A 19,816-nucleotide genomic window follows, 5' to 3' on the forward strand; every position below is an offset into this window, starting at 1 on the left:
CTCCTTACCAGCGGCGCTCGAAGCGGCGGCGCAGAATGATGGCAATGATGTTCATGGTCATGAGGAACAATAACAGGACGATGATCCCGCCCCATGCTTTTTCGTAGAAACTCGCATCGGCGCGGGCCGCCCAGGTGTAGATCTGGGCAGGCATGGCCGAGTTGGCCTCGGTGAAACCGGTGAGGAAGCTGTCCGGATAGCCGCGCGCCACGAAGCCGACCATGCCGATCAGCAGCAACGGCGCGGTTTCGCCAAGCGCCTGGGCCAGTCCGATGATCGTTCCCGTCAGGATGCCCGGCATGGCGAGCGGAAGCACATGGTGGAAGACGGATTGCATCTTCGACGCGCCGACGCCCAGCGCGGCGTCACGGATCGACGGCGGAACCGCTTTCAACGAGGCTCGGGTGGAGATGATGATCGTCGGCAAGGTCATCAGCGTCAGCACAAGGCCACCGACCAGTGGCGCAGACTGCGGCAAACCAGCAAATTGGATGAACACAGCCAGACCAAGAATACCAAACACGATCGACGGCACGGCGGCCAAGTTGGAGATATTCACCTCAATCAGGTCGGTGAACCAGTTTTTCGGTGCGAATTCTTCGAGATAGATCGAGGTAGCGACGCCTATGGGGAGGCTTAGCGCCAGCACGACAATCATCATAAAGAAGGAGCCGACCACGGAAGCGCCGATACCAGCGCCGCCCGGGTTGTCCACGCCGGAATCGGCGCCAGTGATGAACGTCCAGTTGAAGTCGCTCTTGATGATGCCCGCTTCGTACAATTCGTCAGCGAGATCCAGATCGCTGGCCTCAAGGAAACGGCTGTCGCTCACGTCCTCGCGCTTCAGGCGGCCATTGAAATAGCCGTCGACGCGTGAGGAGGTCGGCAGTTCGAAGACCACTTCCTCGCCGATCTTGTCCGGGTTTGCGGCGTAGAACTCGCGCATGATACCGCCGACCTTGCCGATCAGACGATCGAGGACGGCCGCGTCATACTCCACCTCGACACCGCGTTCCTCGAGCGCTTTGTCGAAACCCTCGACGAAGTAGCCCTGATAGGCGCCCGTCTTGAGAAGCTGGCTCTCGGCCTCGTCGAACTGCGCCTGCGTCAGGGTGAAGTCGAGCTCCACGACCATACGGGTGAAGGCGGGGATGCCGTTCGAGATGATCGAAACGAACAGCACGACCAGGAAGAAAAGGCCGGCAAGGACCGCGGCCAGACCATAGGCCTTGAACCGGGCTTCGGTGGCGTTGCGGCGTTTGGTGTGCTCGTCCAGCGTCAGAAGTGACGCAAACGGGCGGCGGGCTTGGGCGGGTGCGCCAGTGGCTGCGGTCGCGTCGGTCATCAGTCGTACTGCTCCCGGTACTTGCGGACGATATAAAGGGCGAGAATATTCAGACCCAGCGTGATGACGAAGAGCGTCATGCCGAGGGCGAAGGCCACGAGGGCCTCGGGCGAGGCAAAGTCACTGTCGCCGGTGAGCTGGCTGACGATCTTTGCCGTGACGGTGGTCATGGCTTCAAACGGATTGAGCGACAGTTTCGCGGCCGCGCCTGCGCCGAGCACCACGATCATCGTTTCACCGATGGCGCGCGAGGCGGCCAGCAGGATGGCGCCGACGATGCCGGGAAGCGCGGCGGGAAGAATGACCTGGCGAACCGTTTCGGAATGCGTCGCACCGAGGCCGAGCGAGCCGTCGCGCATGGCCTGCGGCACTGCGTTGATGATGTCATCCGACAAGGACGACACGAAGGGGATCAGCATGATGCCCATGACGAGACCGGCGGTCATGACGGCGGTCCCTGCCTGCATCCAGCCAAGCCCTCCTTCTCCGAACACGCTCAGCAGCATCGGGCCAACCGTCAGGAGGGCGAACAGACCGTAGACGATGGTCGGGATACCGGCCAGAACCTCGATCAGCGGCTTGGCGATGGCGCGCATGTGCGGGCCGGCATATTCAGACAGGTAGATCGCCGCGAAGAGCCCGATCGGCACCGATACCGCCAGCGCGATAAAGGAGATATAAAGCGTACCCCAGAGGAGCGGCACGAAACCCAGCTCCGACGAACCGCCCCGGCCTGAGAAGCTCGGCGACCATGTCGTGCCGAAGAAGAACTCCGTCCAGGAGTAGAGCCGGAAGAATTCCCAGGTGTTGAAGACCAGCGAGAGAACGATGCCGATCGTCGTGAGGATCGCGATCGAGGCCGCACCGATCAAAAGGTAGCGAATTGTCGTTTCGACGACGTTTCGGGCGCGAAAATCCTTGTGCGACCGCAGGTAGGCCAGGATGAAACCTGCCGCCGCCAGGCCGAGCACGACCACCGCCATGAACATGTGGCCGGTAGCGTTCAGTGACCGGTAGCGCTGCGCCGCGCGCAGAACCGCCGGACCGACATCGGAGCCAAGGGCCACACCGATGGCGCCGAGACGATCGCGCACATCGGTAAATTCAGCGCGGATGTTGGATGCGGCTTCGGGATCCATCGCGCCCTGCGACACGGCCTGATCGAGGCCGTCGGCGACGCGACGCACGTCCGACATCATAAGGCCGAGCGTGCTGCCCTCCCGGACCATTTCGGGCGGAATATTGGCCGCCACCTGGTTTTCTATGACGATAGGCTGAACGATCAGCCAGACGATAAGGACGAGAAACGAGAACACCATCGTGAAGATGGCAACGCTTGAGCCGTAATAGCTGGGAAGCGAATGCAAATTCCGCGGATCGCCACCTGCGCTGGCCAGCGCTCTTTGGCGCCCCATGACGTAGCCGATCGCGGCCATCGCCAAAATAATTATGACGATCCAAAGCACAGGCATTGCGCGTCCCCTAAAAGCTAGCCGTCAGTATTTCAGGAAGTGAGAGGCGGCCCGTATACCGGACCGCCTCGTGATCAGACCGAAGCCTGATTACATGGTGTTTTCGTCAGCAACCATTGCCTGGGTCTCGGCAAGTTCCGGGTCGGAAACGAGGCCGTAATTGGCCAGCGGGCCATTCGGGCCGGCGATCTCGTCGGAGACGAAGAACTGGGCGTATTCCTTCAGACCGGGGATCACGCCGATATGTGCCTTCTTGATGTAGAAGAACAGCGGACGCGAAACCGGGTATTCGCCCGAAGCGATGGTTTCCGTCGAAGGCGCGATGCTGGACATGGTCGCGACCTTGAGCTTGTCGGTGTTGTTTTCGTAGAAGGCCAGGCCGAACACGCCGATGCCGTCCGGATTCGCGTCGATGCGAGCCAGGGTCTCGGTGTAGTCGCCGTCGATGTCGACCGACTTGCCGCCGTCCGTACGCACGGCGAGGCAAGCGTCCTCGGCGTCGTCTTCGGACATGCCGCCGGAGATCATGGCTTCCATCGCGCCGGTGGCTTCACAGCCGATCAGCAGGACTTTTTCCTCGAAGACTTCGCGGGTGCCGTGCTTGGTGCCCGGGATGAACATGGAGATGCCGACATCCGGCAGGTCCGGGTTGAATTCGGCCCAGTTATTGTACGGGTTGTCGACGACTTCGCCGTTCACCAGAACCTTGGCGCCGATGGCGTTGAAGATGTCGGAAGGCTCGAAAGCAGTGAAAGCCGGGCCGTCCTTCTGGCTGGCGAACACGATGCCGTCATAGCCGATGCGCACCTGGATGATGTCGGTCACGCCGGCATCGGCACAGGCAGCGACTTCCTTCTCACGAATGGCGCGCGATGCGTTCGCGATGTCGATGGTGTTTTCGCCAACGCCTTCGCAGAAGCGCTTAAGGCCAGCAGAGGAGCCGCCCGATTCCACGACCGGGGTCGGGAAGTCGGTGTTCTCGCCGAAGAGTTCAGCGACGATCGAAGCATAAGGCAGAACCGTGGAGGATCCTGCGATCTGGACGTTGTTGCGCGACTGGGCCACGGCAGCCGAAGTCAGCGCGGTCGCTCCGAGTGCTGCGACAAGTGCAATCTTGAGGGTTTTCATGGAATTCTCCCGTTTGGGCATGTGTGAGCTCTGACCGGCGCTCGCCGGACAAGGGCGTTCTATCGCTCTCTCGGTAGAGCTTTTATGACGAATACAATACAGTTGTGTGACAGCATAAATTATTGATTATAATATGCTTTCAGGATCCCGAATGTCCGTCTTCTCAATCCAGACCGGGATTGTGACAACAAACGAGGCCCCCTCGCCCATCTGCGAGGTGATCGACAGGCGCCCGACGTGGCGGGTCAGGATATGCTTGACGATCGCGAGGCCCAGACCGGTCCCCTTCTTGGCGCGGCTGGATTCGACATCGACCCGGTAGAAACGCTCCGTCAGGCGCGGGATATGGTCGGCCTCGATGCCCGGGCCATAGTCGCGAACCGTCACGCGAATGCTGTCGACGCCCGAAACCGGCACCCTCTCGGCACCAACGTCGATCCGCTTGCCGGTTCCCGCATAGCGGATGGCATTCTCGATCAGGTTGGAGAAGACCTGGATCAGTTCGTCGCGACTGCCCCATACCCTGCATTCGGGATCGTCGATGGCGGCGATGTTCTCGTTGATCGCCACATCCGCCTCGTTCGCCGTGGGTGCGAGCGTCATGCGCACATGGCGCAGGACTTCGGCGATATCGACGGGTTCGAACTCGGTGTTGGCCAGCGCCGTTTCCAGACGGCTCAGCGACAGGAGGTCGTCGATGAGCCGCGACATGCGGCTCGTCTGCTCCAGCATGATGGCGAGGAAACGGTCGCGCGCCGCGGTATCGTTGCGCGCGGGGCCAGCCAGCGTCTCGATGAAACCGGAGAGCGACGCAAGCGGCGTGCGCAGTTCATGGCTCGCATTGGCGATGAAATCGCTGCGCATGCGATCGATCCGGCGCGTTTCGCTGAGATCGCGGAAATGCAGCAGGTATGGCGTATCGCCGGCGACCTCGGCGGGAAGGCGCACGACCGTCGCCTCGAACCAGCGTTCGATCGGGTAACGTTCCATGACCTCGACGGGCCCGGGCGTTCCGCCGGCGAGCGCGCCATTGATCATGGCGATGAGTTCCGGGCTGCGGAAGCGCATCAGGACCGAGGATCCCGTTTCAAGCGTATCGCCGAAAAAGCGGTGGCAGGCCCTGTTGACCACCAGAATTGTTCCGCGCCGGTCAAGCAGCATCACGGGATTCGGCAGGCTGTCGAGAACAGCCCTGGAGCGTTTCGCGTCGGGACCGGCGGATGTCTGTTGCGTCAGGGCAGCCCTGCGCTGGCTGAAGCTGCGCACCGGCGCGAACATGCTGACCGCGGCCATCGCGGCCATAAGCGCCAATGCAAGGGTCCATGGCAGGACCTGCGCGACGCCGAGCCCGGCAAAGATCGCGATCGACGCGGCCAGCGGATAGCGGTTGGAGAAAAGACGCCGCAGAACCGCCTGGCCCAACCCCTCGCGCGGGGATCGCTCGTCCGCCCCGTCGCGCGGCTCATCCATTGATCGCTCCCTGCGTCAATTCTTCCCGGTCGCAAGCTTTCGGCATCTGGACGCTTCCAGCGTGAAGCCATAGGTTGGCCGACCTGAGCGAAACTGGAAAACGGCGATCGGACATGGCGACGGAATCACGCGCGGTTGAATTCGACATCGACGGAAAGAAAAGGGTCTTCGACATAGACGACCCGAAGCTGCCGGACTGGGTTGACGACAATGACATAACCGCAGGCGGCTATCCCTACAAGAAGCGGATGGACAAGGGCGAGTACAAGGACACGCTCGAGGCGCTGCAGGTCCAGATCGTCAACATGCATACCCACATGCAGGAAACCGGCAAGCGGCTGATCGCGGTGTTCGAGGGACGCGACGCCGCCGGCAAGGGCGGATCGATCAGCGTCCTGCACGAGTTCCTCAATCCGCGCACCGCGCGCAACGTGGCTTTGTCCAAGCCCTCCGACGTCGAGCGCGGACAGTGGTACTTCCAGCGCTATATCGAGCATTTCCCGACGACCGGCGAACTCGTGAGCTTCGACCGCTCCTGGTACAATCGCGGCGGCGTCGAGCCGGTGATGGGATTCTGTACACCGGAGCAGCACAAGGCGTTCCTGCACGACACGCCGGAATTCGAGAAAATGATTGTCGAGGAAGGCATCATCTTCTTCAAGTTCTGGCTCAATATCGGGCTCGAAACGCAGTTGAAGCGCTTCCACGACCGGCGTCACAGCCCGGTCAAATACTGGAAGTTGTCGGGCATCGACATCGTCGGCATGCAAAAGTGGGACGACTACACGCTGGCGCGCGACACGATGATCCAGGCGACGCATTCGAGCCATGCGCCATGGACGGTCATTCGCATGAACGACAAGCGGCGCGGGCGTATCGAGGTGCTGCGCCATATCCTGCGCAACACGGATTACGAGGGCAAGGATACCGATGCCATCGGCAGCCCCGATCCGAAGATCATCGGTTCAGGCCCGATGGCGCTCGAGGAACTCTAGGCGGCTTCGCCCGGTCAGGGCTTCAGTTCGCGCACCCGCACGCTCGAGATCTTCACCGCCCGGCCGGCACCGGAAATGTCGGTAACGATCTTCAGACGGCCGGGTCCCGATACGCCGACGCCGCCCGGAAGATCGACGCTGAACAGGAATTCGTTGTCGCTGGCGATGACATCGAAGCGCCGGCGGCCGCACTCGCCAAGGTCTGCGAGTTCGCAGGTTACCGACATCTGCGTCTCGGCATCGTCGTCGGCACGAGCGACGAAGGAGAACTGTGCCGTCTTGCCGGCCAGCATTTCCAGCGTTCCCGGCGGCACGTCGATACCGATCACGTCCTGCACGGTGGGCGAAACCATGCGGGCGAAATCGCCGAAGGGATCGCTGTCGATGGCGGCGCTGGCATTGCCCTCCAGCGTAACGGTCGTCGGATCGGCAGGATCGAACAGGGTCACCCAGCCGCTTTCGGCCTCCGAACGTGCGGCGATGCGCGCCGGACCGGCAGAAGACGCGTTGTCGCGAGACCCGGGGAAACTCTCGTTTTCGAGTTCGAGCGGCGGATTGGGGACAGACGTGTCGCGTTCTTCCGTGCTCTGGAACGCGCCGGTCGAGAATACCCACCATGCGCCGGAGCCGAGAAGCGCAACCGCCACGACTGCCGTCAGCATCAGGGCGAAGGGCGCGCGCCTTGCCCGCGACCCCTGCCCGGTACCGCGGTCGTCACCGCCGATATCCGGAAAGGACGGACCGGATGACGCCCGCTCCATACGCGGCTCGGCACGCAGTTGTGGCGTTTCGGATTGCGGACGCGGCGCCGGGCGGCGGCGCGGTTCGGGGCGCACGCTCACGGCCGGCGGCTCGTCGCGACCGGAGGCCTCGGGCCGAGTGCGTTGCCGACGGTGGTGTGCCTCGGTGGCGCGGATCGCGTCCATGAGACGCTGCCTTTGCCGGCTGCGCCGATCCGGATCCGGGTGATCGGCCAGCGCGCGTTCCATCGCGGTCATGGCGGATCGGTAGACCCGCTGGCGAAACGCCGGATCCGACGCGTCTCCCTTGGAGAGCGTGTTCCTCAGTGCGGTTTCCAAATCACTCACTGGCGGTTGCCCCGTTTCCGGTCCGCCTCTCGGCCGGATCTTTCAAGTTACAGCGTTCCGGCATTTGACATAATCGTCAATCCAATGAAAGCGCACGTGCCAATCTTCCCAAAAAACTGGCAATGTTGCGGCAGCCGGCCGCGTATGGCCGCTTGCCTCGCACGCGCAACACAGTTAGGTCTTACGTTTACGAAAACGTCAAAATTTGGGAGGAGCCGATGGCGCTGCCGTCAGTCCTGAAGGAAAATCTGCAATTGCCGGCGGTGGCGGCCCCGCTGTTCATTATTTCCCACCCGCCACTGGTGCTGGCGCAGTGCAAGGCGGGCGTCGTCGGCTCGTTTCCCGCGCTCAATGCCCGCCCGGAAGCGCAACTGGACGAATGGCTGGCCCAGATCACCGAGGAACTGGCCGACCACAACGCCAAGAATCCCGACAGCCCGGCAGCGCCCTTCGCCGTCAACCAGATCGTGCACATGTCGAACAAGCGTCTGGAGCACGACCTGACCATGTGCGTGAAATACAAGGTGCCGATCGTGATCTCCTCGCTCGGCGCGGTGCCTGAGGTCAACCAGGCGATCCACTCCTATGGCGGCATCGTGCTGCACGACGTCATCAACAACCGGCATGCCAATTCGGCGATCCGCAAGGGCGCGGACGGGCTGATCGCCGTTGCAGCGGGCGCGGGCGGCCACGCGGGACCGCTGTCGCCCTTCGCGCTGGTGCAGGAAATTCGCGAATGGTTCGACGGACCGCTGCTGTTGTCCGGCGCGATCGCCAACGGGCGCTCGATCCTCGCGGCGCAGGCGATGGGCGCGGACATGGCCTATATCGGCTCGCCCTTCATCGCCACGCCGGAAGCGCGCGCCGTCGATGACTACAAGCAGATGATCGTCGACTCGACGGCCAAGGACATCGTCTATTCGAACTATTTCACCGGCATCCACGGCAACTACCTGAAGCCTTCGATATCCGGCGCGGGCATGGATCCGGACGCACTCCCCGAAGCCGATCCCTCCAAGATGGATTTCGACAAGGCGGCGCAACCCGGCGCAAAAGCCTGGAAGGATATCTGGGGTTCGGGCCAGGGCATCGGCGCGGTCAAGGAAATCGCGCCCGTCGCCGATCTCGTCGGCCGCCTGAAGCGCGAATATGCAGAGGCGAAAGCGAGCCTCTGCGGCTAAACGCCAAAGCGCTGATATCGCGCGGCACCGCCTCCCGTTCCGGACGGAAAGAAAAAGCCCGGCCGTTCCCGACCGGGCTTGAAGGTCACACGACGATGATGGCAGCGCCCGGCGTCACGCGGCCATAAAGGTCGATAACGTCCTGCTGGATGAGCCGCACGCAACCGCTCGATACGGCCTTGCCGATCGACCAGTATTCGGGCGAGCCGTGAATACGGTAGAGCGTGTCTTTCCCGTTCTGGAAGATATAGAGCGCCCGCGCGCCAAGCGGATTCATCGGGCCGGGCGGCATGCCGCCATTGGCGGCGCTCCATTTCTCCAGTTCCGGTTCACGCGCGATCATCTCGGCGGGCGGCGTCCATGTCGGCCATTGGCGCTTGTAGGCGACCTTCGCCCTGCCCGACCATTCGAATCCGGCGCGCCCGAGCCCGACGCCATAGCGCATCGCCATGCCGTTTTCCTGGACCAGATGCAGGTAGAACTGGTTCGTGTCGACGATGATCGTGCCAACGGCCTCGTTCGTCGGATACGAGACCTGTTGCCGGTGGAAGCGACTTGGCACCTTCGTCGGGTCGACGGCCGGTATCGGAAAGCGCTCGTTCGGCAGGGCGCGATAGGCTGACAGCGCCGACGGGGACGCCGATGGCGGCGTGGCCGCGGGCGTCACGGTCGGTGTGGCGGTCTGGCAGCCGGCCAGCGCCACGCCCGCAAGGCCAGCCGTTCCGGCAAGAATGGCGCGGCGGGAGAAGGTTCGGGGATTTTCCGCGCTGCCGGAATTGCCGAGCGGACCACCCATATCGGGCGGTATGGTGGAGTTTTTCATGTCTGGTCTCCTGAATGCGTTGGACGGGCCGGCGATTATGGGAACGCCGGCGGTTCGCGTTCAGGCGATCGGAGGTCTGAACGGTCCGTCACGACTACCGCCGAAGAGACGGTGCAGTTCCCGCGCCGCGTGGACCTGACGATCCGGACGCTGGAACACTATCCTGATATCGCTGGAAAACTTGACGTCGCCGCCACAGGGCGGCGCTAAACCGGAATCGGCGTCGCCGTCGGCAGGAAACATGGTCTTTCGCCAGCAAACGCGCTTGTTTACGGGGACCGCCGCAACGTCGAACACCGCTCCCGAAACCACCTGGCCACCCTGCGGGAAAACCATGGCGGATGCCGATGCGGTCAGCGCGAGCGCGTGACCGGCAACGATAATCAGCATCAATGCCGCTGCGAGGAATTTTCTCATAAAGGCATTAAGCGCGGGAAACCGGAAAGTTCCATGGAGAGATATTCAAACAATCGTGAAGCAGCGTCCGGTCACGAAAAAGGGCGGCCCGAAAACCGCCCTTTCCGATACCTTATCCGTGCCCGTCAGATTGCGGCGACGGCCCGCTTGGCCATGACCTTGACGAGGTTCGCGCGGTACTCGGCGGAGCCGTGGAGATCCTCCAGCATGTCGCCGGCATCGACGGAAAGTCCGTCCAGCGCGCCGGCCGAGAAATCCGAGCCGAGCGCCGCTTCCGCCTCGCTCCAGCGGAACGCGCCGTCCATGCCGGCGCCGGTCACGCCGACGCGTACTCCGTCACCCCCCTTCGCCACGAAGACGCCTGCCATGGCATAGCGCGACGCCGGGTTGGGGAATTTCGAGTAGGCGCATTTGTCCGGCGCGGTGAACGACACCGCGGTGACGATTTCGTCTTCCTCGAGTGCCGTCTCGAACATGCCGACAAAGAACTCTTCCGCCGCGATCTCGCGCTTGTTGGTGTGGATCGTGGCGTTCAGCGCCAGCATGGCCGCCGGGTAATCGGCCGCCGGGTCGTTGTTGGAGATGGAGCCGCCGATCGTGCCCATGTGCCGCACATGCGGGTCGCCGATATGGCCGGCCAGCGAGCAGATGCCCGGGCAGACGGATGCGAGGTCCGACGAACCCGCGACTTCGGCGTGGGTCGTGCCCGCACCGATGCGGACATCCTTGCCGCTGACCGAAATGCCCTTCATGTCCGCGATATGGCGCAGATCGATCAGGCTGTCGGGTGCGGCAAGGCGCTGCTTCATGGTCGGGATAAGGGTCTGGCCGCCCGCGACATATTTGCCGCTTTCGGCCTCGCCCATCAGCTTTGCCGCCTCATCCACGGAACCGGCGCGATGGTAATGGGTCTCGTACATGATCTGTTTCCTTTCGCTCTCGGACCGGATCAGGCCGCGTTGATCGCGGCCCACACCTTTTGCGGCGTGGCCGGCATGGACAGGTTGTTGTTACCGATCGCATCGGTGATGGCGTTCATCAAGGCCGGCGGGGAGCCGATGGCACCCGCCTCGCCGCATCCCTTGATCCCGAGCGGGTTCAGCGGAGACGGCGTCACCGTGTTGGACACCGTGTAGGACGGCAGGTCGTCGGCGCGCGGCATGGTGTAGTCCATGTAGGTCGCCGTCAAAAGCTGCCCGGTCTCCGCATCGTAGGACGTGCCTTCCAGCAACGCCTGGCCGATGCCCTGCGCAAGCCCGCCATGCACCTGCCCCTCGACAATCATCGGATTGATGATGTTGCCGAAATCGTCGGAAGCGACGAACTTGACGATTTCCGTCTTGCCGGTGTCGGGATCGATCTCGACCTCGCAGATATGGCAGCCAGCCGGGAAGGAGAAGTTGGCCGGATCGAAGAAGGCCGTTTCCTTCAGGCCCGGCTCCATCTCCGCCGGCAGATTATGCGCCGTATAGGCATTGAGCGCGACCTCGTGCCAACCGAGCGCCTTGTCGGTGCCGGCGACCTTCACCTGGCCGTTCTCGATGACGATGTCTGACTCATCGGCCTCGAGCAGATGCGCGGCGATCATCTTCGCTTTCTTCTCCACCTTGTCGAGCGCCTTGACCACGGCGCTCATGCCGACCGGGCCGGACCGGGAGCCATAGGTTCCCATGCCCATCTGCACCTTGTCGGTATCGCCGTGGACGACGGAAACCGAGTCGATCGGCACGCCGAAACGGTCGGACACCAATTGCGCGAAGGTCGTCTCGTGTCCCTGGCCGTGAGAATGCGAACCTGTCAGGATTTCCACCGTGCCGACGGCATTGACGCGGATTTCCGCCGATTCCCACAGGCCGACACCGGCGCCAAGCGAGCCGATGGCCTGGGACGGCGCGATGCCGCAGGCCTCGATGTAGCAACTCATGCCGATGCCGCGCTTCTTGCCGCGGGCCTCGGCCTCGGCCTTGCGCGCCGGGAAGCCGTCATAGTCGATCGCCTTCATCGCCGCATCGAGCGAAGCCTCGTAGTCGCCGGAATCATACTGGAGGATCACCGGTGTCTGATACGGCCATTCCCGGATGAAGTTCTTGCGGCGCAGTTCGGCCGGCGAAACGCCGAGTTCGCGCGCCGCCGTTTCCACGACCCGCTCCAGCGCATAGGTCGTTTCGGGCCGGCCGGCGCCGCGATAGGCGTCCACCGGCACGGTGTTCGTGTAGGCCGTGCGCATGTTGCAGTGGATCGCCGGGATGACGTACTGGCCCGAATACAGGATCGCGTGCAGATAGGTTGGCACGACCGACGAGAACAGCGACATGTAGGCGCCGAGATTGGCGATCGTGTCCGCTTTCAGGGCGGTGATCTTGTTGTCCGCGTCGAAGGCCATCTGGATCGTCGTAACGTGATCGCGGCCATGGGCATCCGTCAGGAAGCTCTCGGTGCGGTCGGCAACCCACTTGACCGGCACACCGGTCTTCTTCGACGCCCACAGGCAGGTGATTTCTTCGGGATAGATGTAGATCTTAGAACCGAAGCCGCCGCCGACATCCGGCGCAATGACGCGCAGCTTGTTTTCCGGCGCGACATTGTAAAAGGCGCTCATCACGAGGCGGGCGACATGCGGGTTCTGCGATGTCGTCCAGCAGGTGTAGTGATCCTCGGCCTCGTCATAGACGCCGAGCGCGGCACGGGGCTCCATCGCATTCGGCACGAGGCGGTTGTTGACGAGGTCGAGCGTGGTGACATGGGCGGCCGATGCGATGGCCTTGTCGACGGCGTCCAGATCGCCGATTTCCCAGTCATAGATCTGGTTGCCCGGCGCGTTGTCGTGGATCTGCGGCGCACCCGGTTTCAGGGCATCGACAGCGCTGGTGACCGCCGGCAGGACGTCGTAATCGACCTTGACCGCCTCGGCGGCGTCGCGCGCCTGGGCCTTGGTGTCGGCCACGACGATGGCCACGGCATCGCCGACATAGCGCACCTTCTTGTCCGCCAGCGGGCGCCAATCGCCCATATTCATCGGCGAGCCGTCCTTGGAATGGATCATCCAGCCGCAGATCAGCGAACCGATCCCGTCCGTCGTCATTTCGGCGCCGGCCAGAACACCGATTACGCCCGGCATCTTTTCCGCCTCGGAGGAATCGATGCCCTTGATCACGGCGTGAGCATGCGGCGAACGGACGAATGCCGCATGTTTCATGCCGGGGACGGACATGTCGTCCGTGTAGCGGCCCTTGCCGGTGATGAATCTCTTGTCTTCCTTGCGCGCCACGCGGGCGCCGATGCCTTCCATTCCCATGAAATCCTCCCTTGGGTCGGAAGCGATTAGGGAACAGCGAATGCGCGCGGGGATATTTTCCCGTTCGCCTTCGCTTCCTCCTGCCCTATTCGCTCCGTGCCATTCTCTATTCGCTTATTCCGCGGCCACTTTCGCCGCGCCGCTCATCTCTTCGGCGGCGGCGAGGATCGCCTTGACGATGTTGTGGTAGCCGGTGCAGCGGCAGATATTGCCCTCGAGTTCGGCGCGCACAGTCTTCTCGTCCAGCTTGCCGCCATGTCGCTCGATCATGTCGGTCGCCGCCATGATCATGCCCGGCGTGCAGAAGCCGCATTGCAGCCCGTGATGCTCCTTGAAGGCGGCCTGGACGGGGTGCAGTTCGCCGCCCGAGGCAAGCCCCTCGATGGTGGTGACGGTCGAGCCGGAGGCCTGGGCCGCCAGCATCGTGCAGGACTTCACCGCCTTGCCGTCGACATGGACCACGCAGGCGCCGCATTGCGACGTATCGCAGCCGACGTGCGTGCCGGTCAGGTTCAGGTTCTCGCGCAGGAACTGCACGAGCAGCGTCCGGTCCTCGACTTCGCCCGAGACGGCGCGACCGTTCACGGTCATTTCCACTTTCGACATCAAAATCCTCCCACTGACTTCGATCTTTCGGCGCGCTCCAGGCGGCGGCCTTCGCGCAACTTGCAAGGAGAAACTTGGAACCGAAACACGGAATTGTCCATATGATACAAATAATAAAGCCGGTGAGGCCCTGTTGTGGAGATTGGGGCCTTGAATTCCGGGGCCGATGCCGATAAAGCGCGCGTTAGCGTTTTTCCGGCAAGGTAACGCTCCCGCCGCATTAGCTCAGTTGGTAGAGCACATCATTCGTAATGATGGGGTCGTTGGTTCGAATCCGACATGCGGCACCACTCTTCTTCCCAGAGTCTAGGAATCCAGGCGCATTCGCGGCCAATGCGTGGACCATTGGCGGTGTGGGTAACGGCGTCTGGCAAGCACGCCGGATATCGGACGAATCGAGCCTCGCGGATCAATCCCTCGACCCGAAAGGGGACCGGTCCGCGTTCTCTTACAGCGGAAGCCTGTCGAGGTCCCACGTTCCCTGGAAAAGGGGCATGCCGTGTTTTTTGGCTGCTCGCCGGGCATATGCACGCATCTTTTCAGATTTCGCATAGTCGGTGACGAGCACGGTGATCCCGGCCTTTCTCGCAAGTTCCAGGCGCTCAAGGCTCCACGCAACGTCGCTTTCCGCGTTTACCGTGTCCATCCCGCGAAGCCCGGTAAACAGGGACTCCTTGTTCAAGCCGTCGAGCGCGCGGCGATAGGCACTGTCGTAAAGGAGATCCTCGGCGTTTTGCCCCATGATCAGGAAGCCGCGATTTCTTTCGCGCGCGTGCTGCGAAATTCGCTGCACCAGCTTGACCATTTCAACATCGGCGCCCGGAAATTCTTCCTGCCACTCCACATAGCTGTCGATACGGTCAAGCAGGACGCCGTCGAAGCCTGAGGCAACGATCCGGTTGAGCAGCGATTTCTGATGCGAAAAAATCAGTGTTTGCCATTCCGGCGCCCAGTATCGAACAAGCCGTGCGCCCGGCCAGCTCGGATTCAACGGTCCGAGCCAGTCGGGCGGAGAGCGGCGCCAGGCATTCGGCCAGAACCACCTGTTCACATTGGCTTCGCCGACCGCCAGATAGGCCAAAACCAGCCGCCTTCCACCACCGGGCTTCGTTTTCATCCGGTCGATCTCATCGGGCGACAGAAATATCAGCGCATCATCATTGAGACTGGGCTCAAGTACGATGAGATCGAGATCAGAAGCGGTGATCGCATCGACATCGATATTCTGGTACTGGCAGCCCCACCTGCGCACGGCATTCAGATCGGCAAGCGCGTCTTCACGGTCGGCATCGGCATTGGAGAACGATGGCGTCGCCGATGCAAGCAGACCGCCGGCAATCGCGGACCACAGACCGGAGTTGATGCTTCGTCGCGACCAAAGGCGACGTTTCGGCGGGAAAGTCACCGGAGCCTCGCAGGCAGAAGATCGCTCAGGGAAAACGGGCGCAGCGCCACCACGAAACGTCGCGGGGCGCGCGACGCATACACATTGCGCGAGTTCCGCAGCGCATTGGCGAAGGTGATGTATGGCAGACGATTCAGCGTATCCTCGAGAACGGCGGCGGCGAAAACCGCACCCGCTACAGATGCCACGAGGAACCCGAATCCGAGATAATCGGCTCCCCAGCGCATGAAGAAATAGGTCGCCAGCCCATTGAGAACGAGGAAGGCAAGCTGCAGCCGGAGAAACTCGCGGTCGCGCCCCAGATACAAGACCAATGTCGCCATCAGCGAGAATAGCGCGAAGAACAGGGTGCCAAGCAGTCCGACCCGCAATATGCCGGTTTGCTGATACATCATTCCAAACGGTTCTATAAGCGCGGGTGCGAGAACGTACAGCATCACCGCGATGAGAGACTGGATCGCGATCAGCCAAAGAAGTCCGCACCGGACAGCGCCCTCGAGAAGGGCTGATTGCGCCATGATCCGCTCAAGCGCCTCGTTCCGATTGACGGCGCGGAGGAAGCCCTGCATGCGGTCGAACCAGATGCCATCATGAAATGCCAGAAAGACGAGCAAGCCCGGTAACATGCTGATACGTGAAACAAACATTGCGCTGTCATAGAACGGCATCGTCGAAAGCCCGTTCGACGCCACCTCGCCAAAAGGCCCGAACCACACGACGATGGAATCCGTCCATATCGCCGCCGCCGCGGCAAATGCACCAAAACCAATTGTCCTGTAGCGGAGGCCATCGCGCAGAACCCTTTTGACGACCGGCCGCAGCTCCCCGGCCGATGGGCCATCGAAAACCCGGATCACTTCGCCGCTCAGCCATACGAAAGTGGAAGCAAAGCCGCACGCGAAGGCAAGCGCCTGGATTTGCGGTCCAGCGGACTGGCCGGCAACGAACAACGTCGCCATGACAGCGAGAGCGAAACCGACCATGAATGCGTAACCGATCGCCTTGTAGGCGCGTATCGCGGCGGCGAAAGTTGCGGCGGTCCATGTCATCGCCATCGCAGCGGCGGCCGCCATCATCAGGAACATATCAGCAGCTGGAAATCCCGCCACGATACCAAAGGCGACTTGCGCGGCAATCAGTCCAACTGTCATCGAACCTGCGAGAGCCAGCAAGTAGATCGTCACCACGTGTTCGCTCTGCCTTCGATGGATATCGTCGAACACCATGCGCAACATGATGGCGGTCACGGGTGCCGCGGAAACAAGGCTGACCAGGAAGAGATAGATGATGCTGGACTGCAGCGGCAATCCGTCGTCGTCTGCTCCCTCCAGGCCAAGGCTCCGGTGAAGAATTTCAAACGCAAGGATGGCAAATATCCACGGACCAATGATCGCCATTGCTCCATAGCGTCCACCTCTCTGGCGCTTCGGATCGCAGTGTTCATTATCCGGGCGCTGCAATGAGAAACCTATGCCGGCCATCAGTGTTCCTTCCAGGCGTAGATGCGGCGATAGGCCTCCGCGACCTCATCAGCCCGGTAACGCTTGTTTACGCGGTGTCTGAGATTGCGGCCGAGCCGCGATCGCAAATCCGGATCACGCAGCAGCGTGACGAGGTGGCTCGCGACGCCCGGCGCATCAAGGGCGCCCGCCACAAATCCGCCCGGCTGCGTGTTGCCGCGTTTTCCCGTCCCAAGCAGCAGTTCACGGCAGGATCCGACATCCGTCGCAACACAGGGCAATCCGGCGGCACCGGCCTCAAGCAGACACAGGGGCTGCGCCTCGCTCACGCTGGTCAGCGCAACCACATGGCAACGGCTCAACAATTCGGCGGTATCGACTCTTCCTGTGAAGGTAACGTGGTCTTCAAGTCCGAGGTCGGTGACCAGTCGCCGGCAGTCGGCAGCATAGTCCGGCGCTTCTTCGGCCGGACCGGCGATCAGGAATCGGGTTTGCGGCAATTCCGTGCGAACGATATCCGCGGCGCGCAGGAATGTCTTGATGTCCTTGATGGGAACGATGCGCCCGATCAGCGCGACCGTCGGCGGCGTATCTTCCGATGCTCTCGTGATTGCGCCGAAACGATCGACATCAATACCATTGGGAATAACCGAAAGCTTGTTTTCCGGCGCTCCGAGCGCGCGCTGCATTGCCTGGTTGGCATCGAAAAGGGTCAGAATACGGTCGCACCCGGCATAACACGCCCTTGCAAACGACTTGAACGCAACCGTCCAAAGATCACGCAGATCGAAGCGGCTGTCCGCAATGGCCAGTCCCTTGTCTATCGTGTCATCGATCCAGTCGGCCATCAGGATCTCGATTTGCCGCTCATTGGTGTAGATGCCATGCTCGGTAACGATAACCTGTCCGGCTCCCTCGATCTTCGAGCGTGCCGCGAGAAGCCCCGCATATCCGGTGGACAGGGCGTGATAGGTTCGTGCCTTTGGCAAATCAGCCTTCACCACAGCGAAAAGGCCGCCGGTAAGCGCCTGCCACGCCCAGAAAAAGTCCTTGAAGGATGCCTGCGGCATCAAGGTCTTGTAGCTCGCAACGCAAACTTGCCACGCGAAGGGCGAATGCGTGAGAAACTCGAGGGAACGCGGATGTCCAGGATCGTTTGCAAAGCGCACGATCCAGGCAAGATCCTCCAGTTCGCCTTTCAGTATGAATCGGCACATGGTCGTGGCCAGGCGCTCGGCGTCTTCCGAGGCGACGCGTGACCGCCCGCCGGTTCCCGCCCTATAGTCATCGAGAACGAGTTCGGAGATCGACAACAGGTTTTCCGGAAAATCATAACGAGGCTTCTGGTCGTCAGAAGCCATCACGACGGAAATCACCGAAAAGGTCGTATCTTGGCAACTCCGCATCAACCAGTCGGTCCATGTCGAGACGCCGCCGGCAACGTGCGGATAGCAGCCTTCCGCGATAAGGCAGACATCGCTTTCCGATGGTGCGGATCGCTGCCGCGGCACGAGGGAGAACATTATGCTCGACCTTCCGAAACGTCGGCGGCCTGGCTTACCTGACGGGACTGTATCGCAGCGGTCGCGGCGCGTACCGACAGATGCTCGTCCGTCAGGCCCGCAGACAAAACCTGCCCCGGAACCGAACCGGTGGCGGCGACGATGCGGCTCAACGCCTTCACCCGATCGTCAGCAGGCGCTTCGCGCATCGTCGCCCCGATGGCTTTCGGCAGGCCTCCCGGCTGATAAGCCCGCCCAGTGACGATTGCGTGATAAAGCGCTTCGTCCCGATCATGCTCCGATGACGGGTGAATTCTGTCCATCCAATCGCTGCACCTCGACGTCTCGTCTTGCTTCGATTGAAGCCTCAACAGCATGCAGGCAACAGCCACGGCACCAACGGGACCGATAGAAAGCGTCGCCAATACACCGGTCACTGCGGCAGTCCGATCACCGAAGAACAGGAAAACAACGGCACCGCATGCGAAGACGGACGCGACATGCAGGACCAAAACTTCGTTCCAACCTACCTGGCCATGCCAGCCGGCCATGAGAATCGCACATTCGAACAGCGAAAGCAGGGTAAATGCCGCCACAGCCCGCCAGCGCGCTTCTCGCATCGCGTATTCAGTCCTCCGCTCAGCCATTCGCACGCACCTTTTTCGTGCGTACCGAGTTCGCCCGCGTGGGTCTCCTCTCGGCGCGCTTGCGCACGCGGCGCATGCTGAATTCGACCATAGGCTGCCTCCGGACCCAGCGCTCCGCGATGAACTCGCCTAGCGATATGAGAGTTTTCGTATCGTTTTCTGCCGGGCACCCGTCGAGAAGCAGGATCGAGGGACCGTGCTTGTCATTGAAGGGAATTGCTATCCGTCGGGGCTGATCGCCGACCTGCTTCCCCAGGACACGGGGTGAGGAGAGCGTTTCGAATTCCGCGAGCTCCTGATCGTTCAAATCGGTGGCAATCTTCGCACCGGCGACCAGGCGCCAGGAATGCGCACCGCGCCTGAATACAACGGCTGTCTCACAGCCGGTGGCGATCTGGCATGCGCGTCTCAGAAACTTATGACGGGCGGACAGTTTCCGGGTGATCTTCATGTTCTTGAGCGCCGCCCGAAAGTCTCCCATCGATTCGTCGGCCCGGAGCGCGCCGGCCAGTTCGAGATCGCGGATTTGATCACGAAGGGTCCCGGCATAGTCAGCGATGGTTGCGCGCTGCATTCTGAAGCGTTCGGCGGTTTCGAAGGCTTCCTCGGTACGCACTCTCTGGTGGCGGGTAATTCCGCCGATGACGGCGGCCGCTCCTATCCAGAGCGCGGGCTCTTTCACCGAGGCAAGAAGATAATCGTAGAAATCGAAGCCTATCGGAAGTCCGGCGTCGCCGAGTAGCCAACCAAGCACGGATGCCAGGAGCGCCGCGATGATTCCGGGGGCCAGGCCGCCAAGCACCGAGAACAGCAATACCGGGATCCAGAACGGATGCGGCTGAGAGTTCAGGAGACTTTTTCCGAGACCCAGGAGCTCGGCAAGAACAATCATCGCGACAAATACGAACACGATCTGCGGCAGAAGGAGGCCCTTCAATCGCTCACGCGGCAACCGGCTTGCGTTTGTTTCGCGAAGGGTGAC

At 62.0% G+C, this 19,816-nt stretch carries 17 protein-coding genes and 1 tRNA gene; 3 read left to right on the forward strand and 15 right to left on the reverse strand.

The window, feature by feature from the left end; all coding sequences use genetic code 11:
- Nucleotides 1-4: 4 nt before the first annotated feature.
- The 4 genes from pstA to LC343_RS07475 form a co-directional block, all read right to left on the reverse strand.
- Complete coding sequence (gene pstA / locus LC343_RS07460; protein ID WP_223476478.1) at nucleotides 5-1,345, reverse strand: phosphate ABC transporter permease PstA; 1,341 nt, start codon at nucleotides 1,343-1,345, stop codon at nucleotides 5-7.
- Nucleotides 1,345-2,817 (reverse strand): phosphate ABC transporter permease subunit PstC, encoded by a 1,473-nt coding sequence (pstC, locus tag LC343_RS07465; protein WP_223476479.1) that lies wholly within the window; start codon nucleotides 2,815-2,817, stop codon nucleotides 1,345-1,347. Before pstC ends, pstA begins: the two co-directional genes overlap by 1 nt.
- 90 nt (nucleotides 2,818-2,907) lie before the next feature.
- Nucleotides 2,908-3,945, reverse strand: coding sequence for a substrate-binding domain-containing protein (locus LC343_RS07470; protein ID WP_223476480.1), 1,038 nt, complete (start codon nucleotides 3,943-3,945; stop codon nucleotides 2,908-2,910).
- A gap of 126 nt (nucleotides 3,946-4,071) precedes the next feature.
- Nucleotides 4,072-5,415, reverse strand: a complete 1,344-nt coding sequence (locus LC343_RS07475; protein WP_223476481.1) for an ATP-binding protein — start codon at nucleotides 5,413-5,415, stop codon at nucleotides 4,072-4,074.
- A gap of 113 nt (nucleotides 5,416-5,528) precedes the next feature.
- Between LC343_RS07475 and ppk2 the strand changes: the two genes are divergently transcribed.
- Nucleotides 5,529-6,410 carry a polyphosphate kinase 2 gene (gene ppk2 / locus LC343_RS07480; protein WP_223476482.1) on the forward strand — a complete coding sequence of 294 codons (882 nt, stop codon included), beginning with the start codon at nucleotides 5,529-5,531 and terminating at the stop codon, nucleotides 6,408-6,410.
- A 14-nt stretch (nucleotides 6,411-6,424) separates the two neighbouring features.
- Here the strand turns inward: ppk2 and LC343_RS07485 are convergent, their stop codons facing one another.
- Nucleotides 6,425-7,498: a hypothetical protein gene (locus LC343_RS07485; protein ID WP_223476483.1), complete on the reverse strand. Its 1,074-nt coding sequence runs from the start codon at nucleotides 7,496-7,498 to the stop codon at nucleotides 6,425-6,427.
- A 218-nt stretch (nucleotides 7,499-7,716) separates the two neighbouring features.
- On the opposite strand from LC343_RS07485, the gene LC343_RS07490 reads away from it, so the two are divergent.
- The gene (locus tag LC343_RS07490; protein WP_223476484.1) at nucleotides 7,717-8,679 is read left to right on the forward strand and encodes an NAD(P)H-dependent flavin oxidoreductase; all 963 of its coding nucleotides are present in this window, start codon (nucleotides 7,717-7,719) and stop codon (nucleotides 8,677-8,679) included.
- 85 nt (nucleotides 8,680-8,764) lie between these two features.
- Here the strand turns inward: LC343_RS07490 and LC343_RS07495 are convergent, their stop codons facing one another.
- The 5 genes from LC343_RS07495 to LC343_RS07515 form a co-directional block, all read right to left on the reverse strand.
- Nucleotides 8,765-9,475, reverse strand: coding sequence for a L,D-transpeptidase (locus tag LC343_RS07495; protein WP_223476737.1), 711 nt, complete (start codon nucleotides 9,473-9,475; stop codon nucleotides 8,765-8,767).
- A gap of 87 nt (nucleotides 9,476-9,562) precedes the next feature.
- A complete protein-coding gene (locus LC343_RS07500) occupies nucleotides 9,563-9,892 on the reverse strand; it encodes a hypothetical protein (protein ID WP_223476485.1) in 330 nt (109 codons plus the stop codon).
- Between the two features lie 152 nt (nucleotides 9,893-10,044).
- Nucleotides 10,045-10,839, reverse strand: a complete 795-nt coding sequence (locus LC343_RS07505) for an FAD binding domain-containing protein (RefSeq protein ID WP_223476486.1) — start codon at nucleotides 10,837-10,839, stop codon at nucleotides 10,045-10,047.
- Between the two features lie 29 nt (nucleotides 10,840-10,868).
- The gene (locus LC343_RS07510) at nucleotides 10,869-13,214 is read right to left on the reverse strand and encodes a xanthine dehydrogenase family protein molybdopterin-binding subunit (protein ID WP_223476487.1); all 2,346 of its coding nucleotides are present in this window, start codon (nucleotides 13,212-13,214) and stop codon (nucleotides 10,869-10,871) included.
- Nucleotides 13,215-13,328: 114 nt separating this feature from the next.
- Nucleotides 13,329-13,820, reverse strand: a complete 492-nt coding sequence (locus LC343_RS07515; protein ID WP_223476488.1) for a (2Fe-2S)-binding protein — start codon at nucleotides 13,818-13,820, stop codon at nucleotides 13,329-13,331.
- Between the two features lie 214 nt (nucleotides 13,821-14,034).
- Between LC343_RS07515 and LC343_RS07520 the strand changes: the two genes are divergently transcribed.
- Nucleotides 14,035-14,110 (forward strand) — tRNA-Thr (locus LC343_RS07520).
- Nucleotides 14,111-14,268: 158 nt separating this feature from the next.
- Here the strand turns inward: LC343_RS07520 and LC343_RS07525 are convergent.
- The 5 genes from LC343_RS07525 to LC343_RS07545 are packed head-to-tail and all read right to left on the reverse strand — an operon-like array spanning nucleotide 14,269 to nucleotide 19,648.
- Entirely contained in the window at nucleotides 14,269-15,225 is a 957-nt protein-coding gene (locus LC343_RS07525) for a glycoside hydrolase family 191 protein (RefSeq protein ID WP_223476489.1), read from the reverse strand.
- Nucleotides 15,222-16,706, reverse strand: coding sequence for an exopolysaccharide Pel transporter PelG (gene pelG, locus LC343_RS07530; RefSeq protein WP_223476490.1), 1,485 nt, complete (start codon nucleotides 16,704-16,706; stop codon nucleotides 15,222-15,224). Before pelG ends, LC343_RS07525 begins: the two co-directional genes overlap by 4 nt.
- Nucleotides 16,706-18,208 carry a GT4 family glycosyltransferase PelF gene (gene pelF, locus LC343_RS07535; RefSeq protein ID WP_223476491.1) on the reverse strand — a complete coding sequence of 501 codons (1,503 nt, stop codon included), beginning with the start codon at nucleotides 18,206-18,208 and terminating at the stop codon, nucleotides 16,706-16,708. Before pelF ends, pelG begins: the two co-directional genes overlap by 1 nt.
- Nucleotides 18,208-18,834 carry a hypothetical protein gene (locus tag LC343_RS07540; RefSeq protein WP_223476492.1) on the reverse strand — a complete coding sequence of 209 codons (627 nt, stop codon included), beginning with the start codon at nucleotides 18,832-18,834 and terminating at the stop codon, nucleotides 18,208-18,210. The genes pelF and LC343_RS07540 overlap by 1 nt, the downstream gene beginning before the upstream one ends.
- Nucleotides 18,827-19,648, reverse strand: a complete 822-nt coding sequence (locus tag LC343_RS07545) for a hypothetical protein (RefSeq protein WP_223476493.1) — start codon at nucleotides 19,646-19,648, stop codon at nucleotides 18,827-18,829. The genes LC343_RS07540 and LC343_RS07545 overlap by 8 nt, the downstream gene beginning before the upstream one ends.
- Nucleotides 19,649-19,816: the final 168 nt, after the last annotated feature.

Source organism: Oricola indica (assembly GCF_019966595.1).
GTDB lineage: Bacteria > Pseudomonadota > Alphaproteobacteria > Rhizobiales > Rhizobiaceae > Oricola > Oricola indica.

Excerpts from the sequence above, each read along its gene's own strand:
- pstA (WP_223476478.1), bottom strand. The coding sequence starts at position 1,345 with ATGACCGACGCGACCGCAGCCACTGGCGCACCCGCCCAAGCCCGCCGC.
- pstC (WP_223476479.1), bottom strand. The coding sequence starts at position 2,817 with ATGCCTGTGCTTTGGATCGTCATAATTATTTTGGCGATGGCCGCGATC.
- LC343_RS07470 (WP_223476480.1), bottom strand. The coding sequence starts at position 3,945 with ATGAAAACCCTCAAGATTGCACTTGTCGCAGCACTCGGAGCGACCGCG.
- LC343_RS07475 (WP_223476481.1), bottom strand. The coding sequence starts at position 5,415 with ATGGATGAGCCGCGCGACGGGGCGGACGAGCGATCCCCGCGCGAGGGG.
- ppk2 (WP_223476482.1), top strand. The coding sequence starts at position 5,529 with ATGGCGACGGAATCACGCGCGGTTGAATTCGACATCGACGGAAAGAAA.
- LC343_RS07490 (WP_223476484.1), top strand. The coding sequence starts at position 7,717 with ATGGCGCTGCCGTCAGTCCTGAAGGAAAATCTGCAATTGCCGGCGGTG.
- LC343_RS07495 (WP_223476737.1), bottom strand. The coding sequence starts at position 9,475 with ATGGGTGGTCCGCTCGGCAATTCCGGCAGCGCGGAAAATCCCCGAACC.
- LC343_RS07500 (WP_223476485.1), bottom strand. The coding sequence starts at position 9,892 with ATGCTGATTATCGTTGCCGGTCACGCGCTCGCGCTGACCGCATCGGCA.
- LC343_RS07505 (WP_223476486.1), bottom strand. The coding sequence starts at position 10,839 with ATGTACGAGACCCATTACCATCGCGCCGGTTCCGTGGATGAGGCGGCA.
- LC343_RS07510 (WP_223476487.1), bottom strand. The coding sequence starts at position 13,214 with ATGGGAATGGAAGGCATCGGCGCCCGCGTGGCGCGCAAGGAAGACAAG.
- LC343_RS07515 (WP_223476488.1), bottom strand. The coding sequence starts at position 13,820 with ATGTCGAAAGTGGAAATGACCGTGAACGGTCGCGCCGTCTCGGGCGAA.
- pelG (WP_223476490.1), bottom strand. The coding sequence starts at position 16,706 with ATGGCCGGCATAGGTTTCTCATTGCAGCGCCCGGATAATGAACACTGC.
- pelF (WP_223476491.1), bottom strand. The coding sequence starts at position 18,208 with ATGTTCTCCCTCGTGCCGCGGCAGCGATCCGCACCATCGGAAAGCGAT.
- LC343_RS07540 (WP_223476492.1), bottom strand. The coding sequence starts at position 18,834 with ATGGCTGAGCGGAGGACTGAATACGCGATGCGAGAAGCGCGCTGGCGG.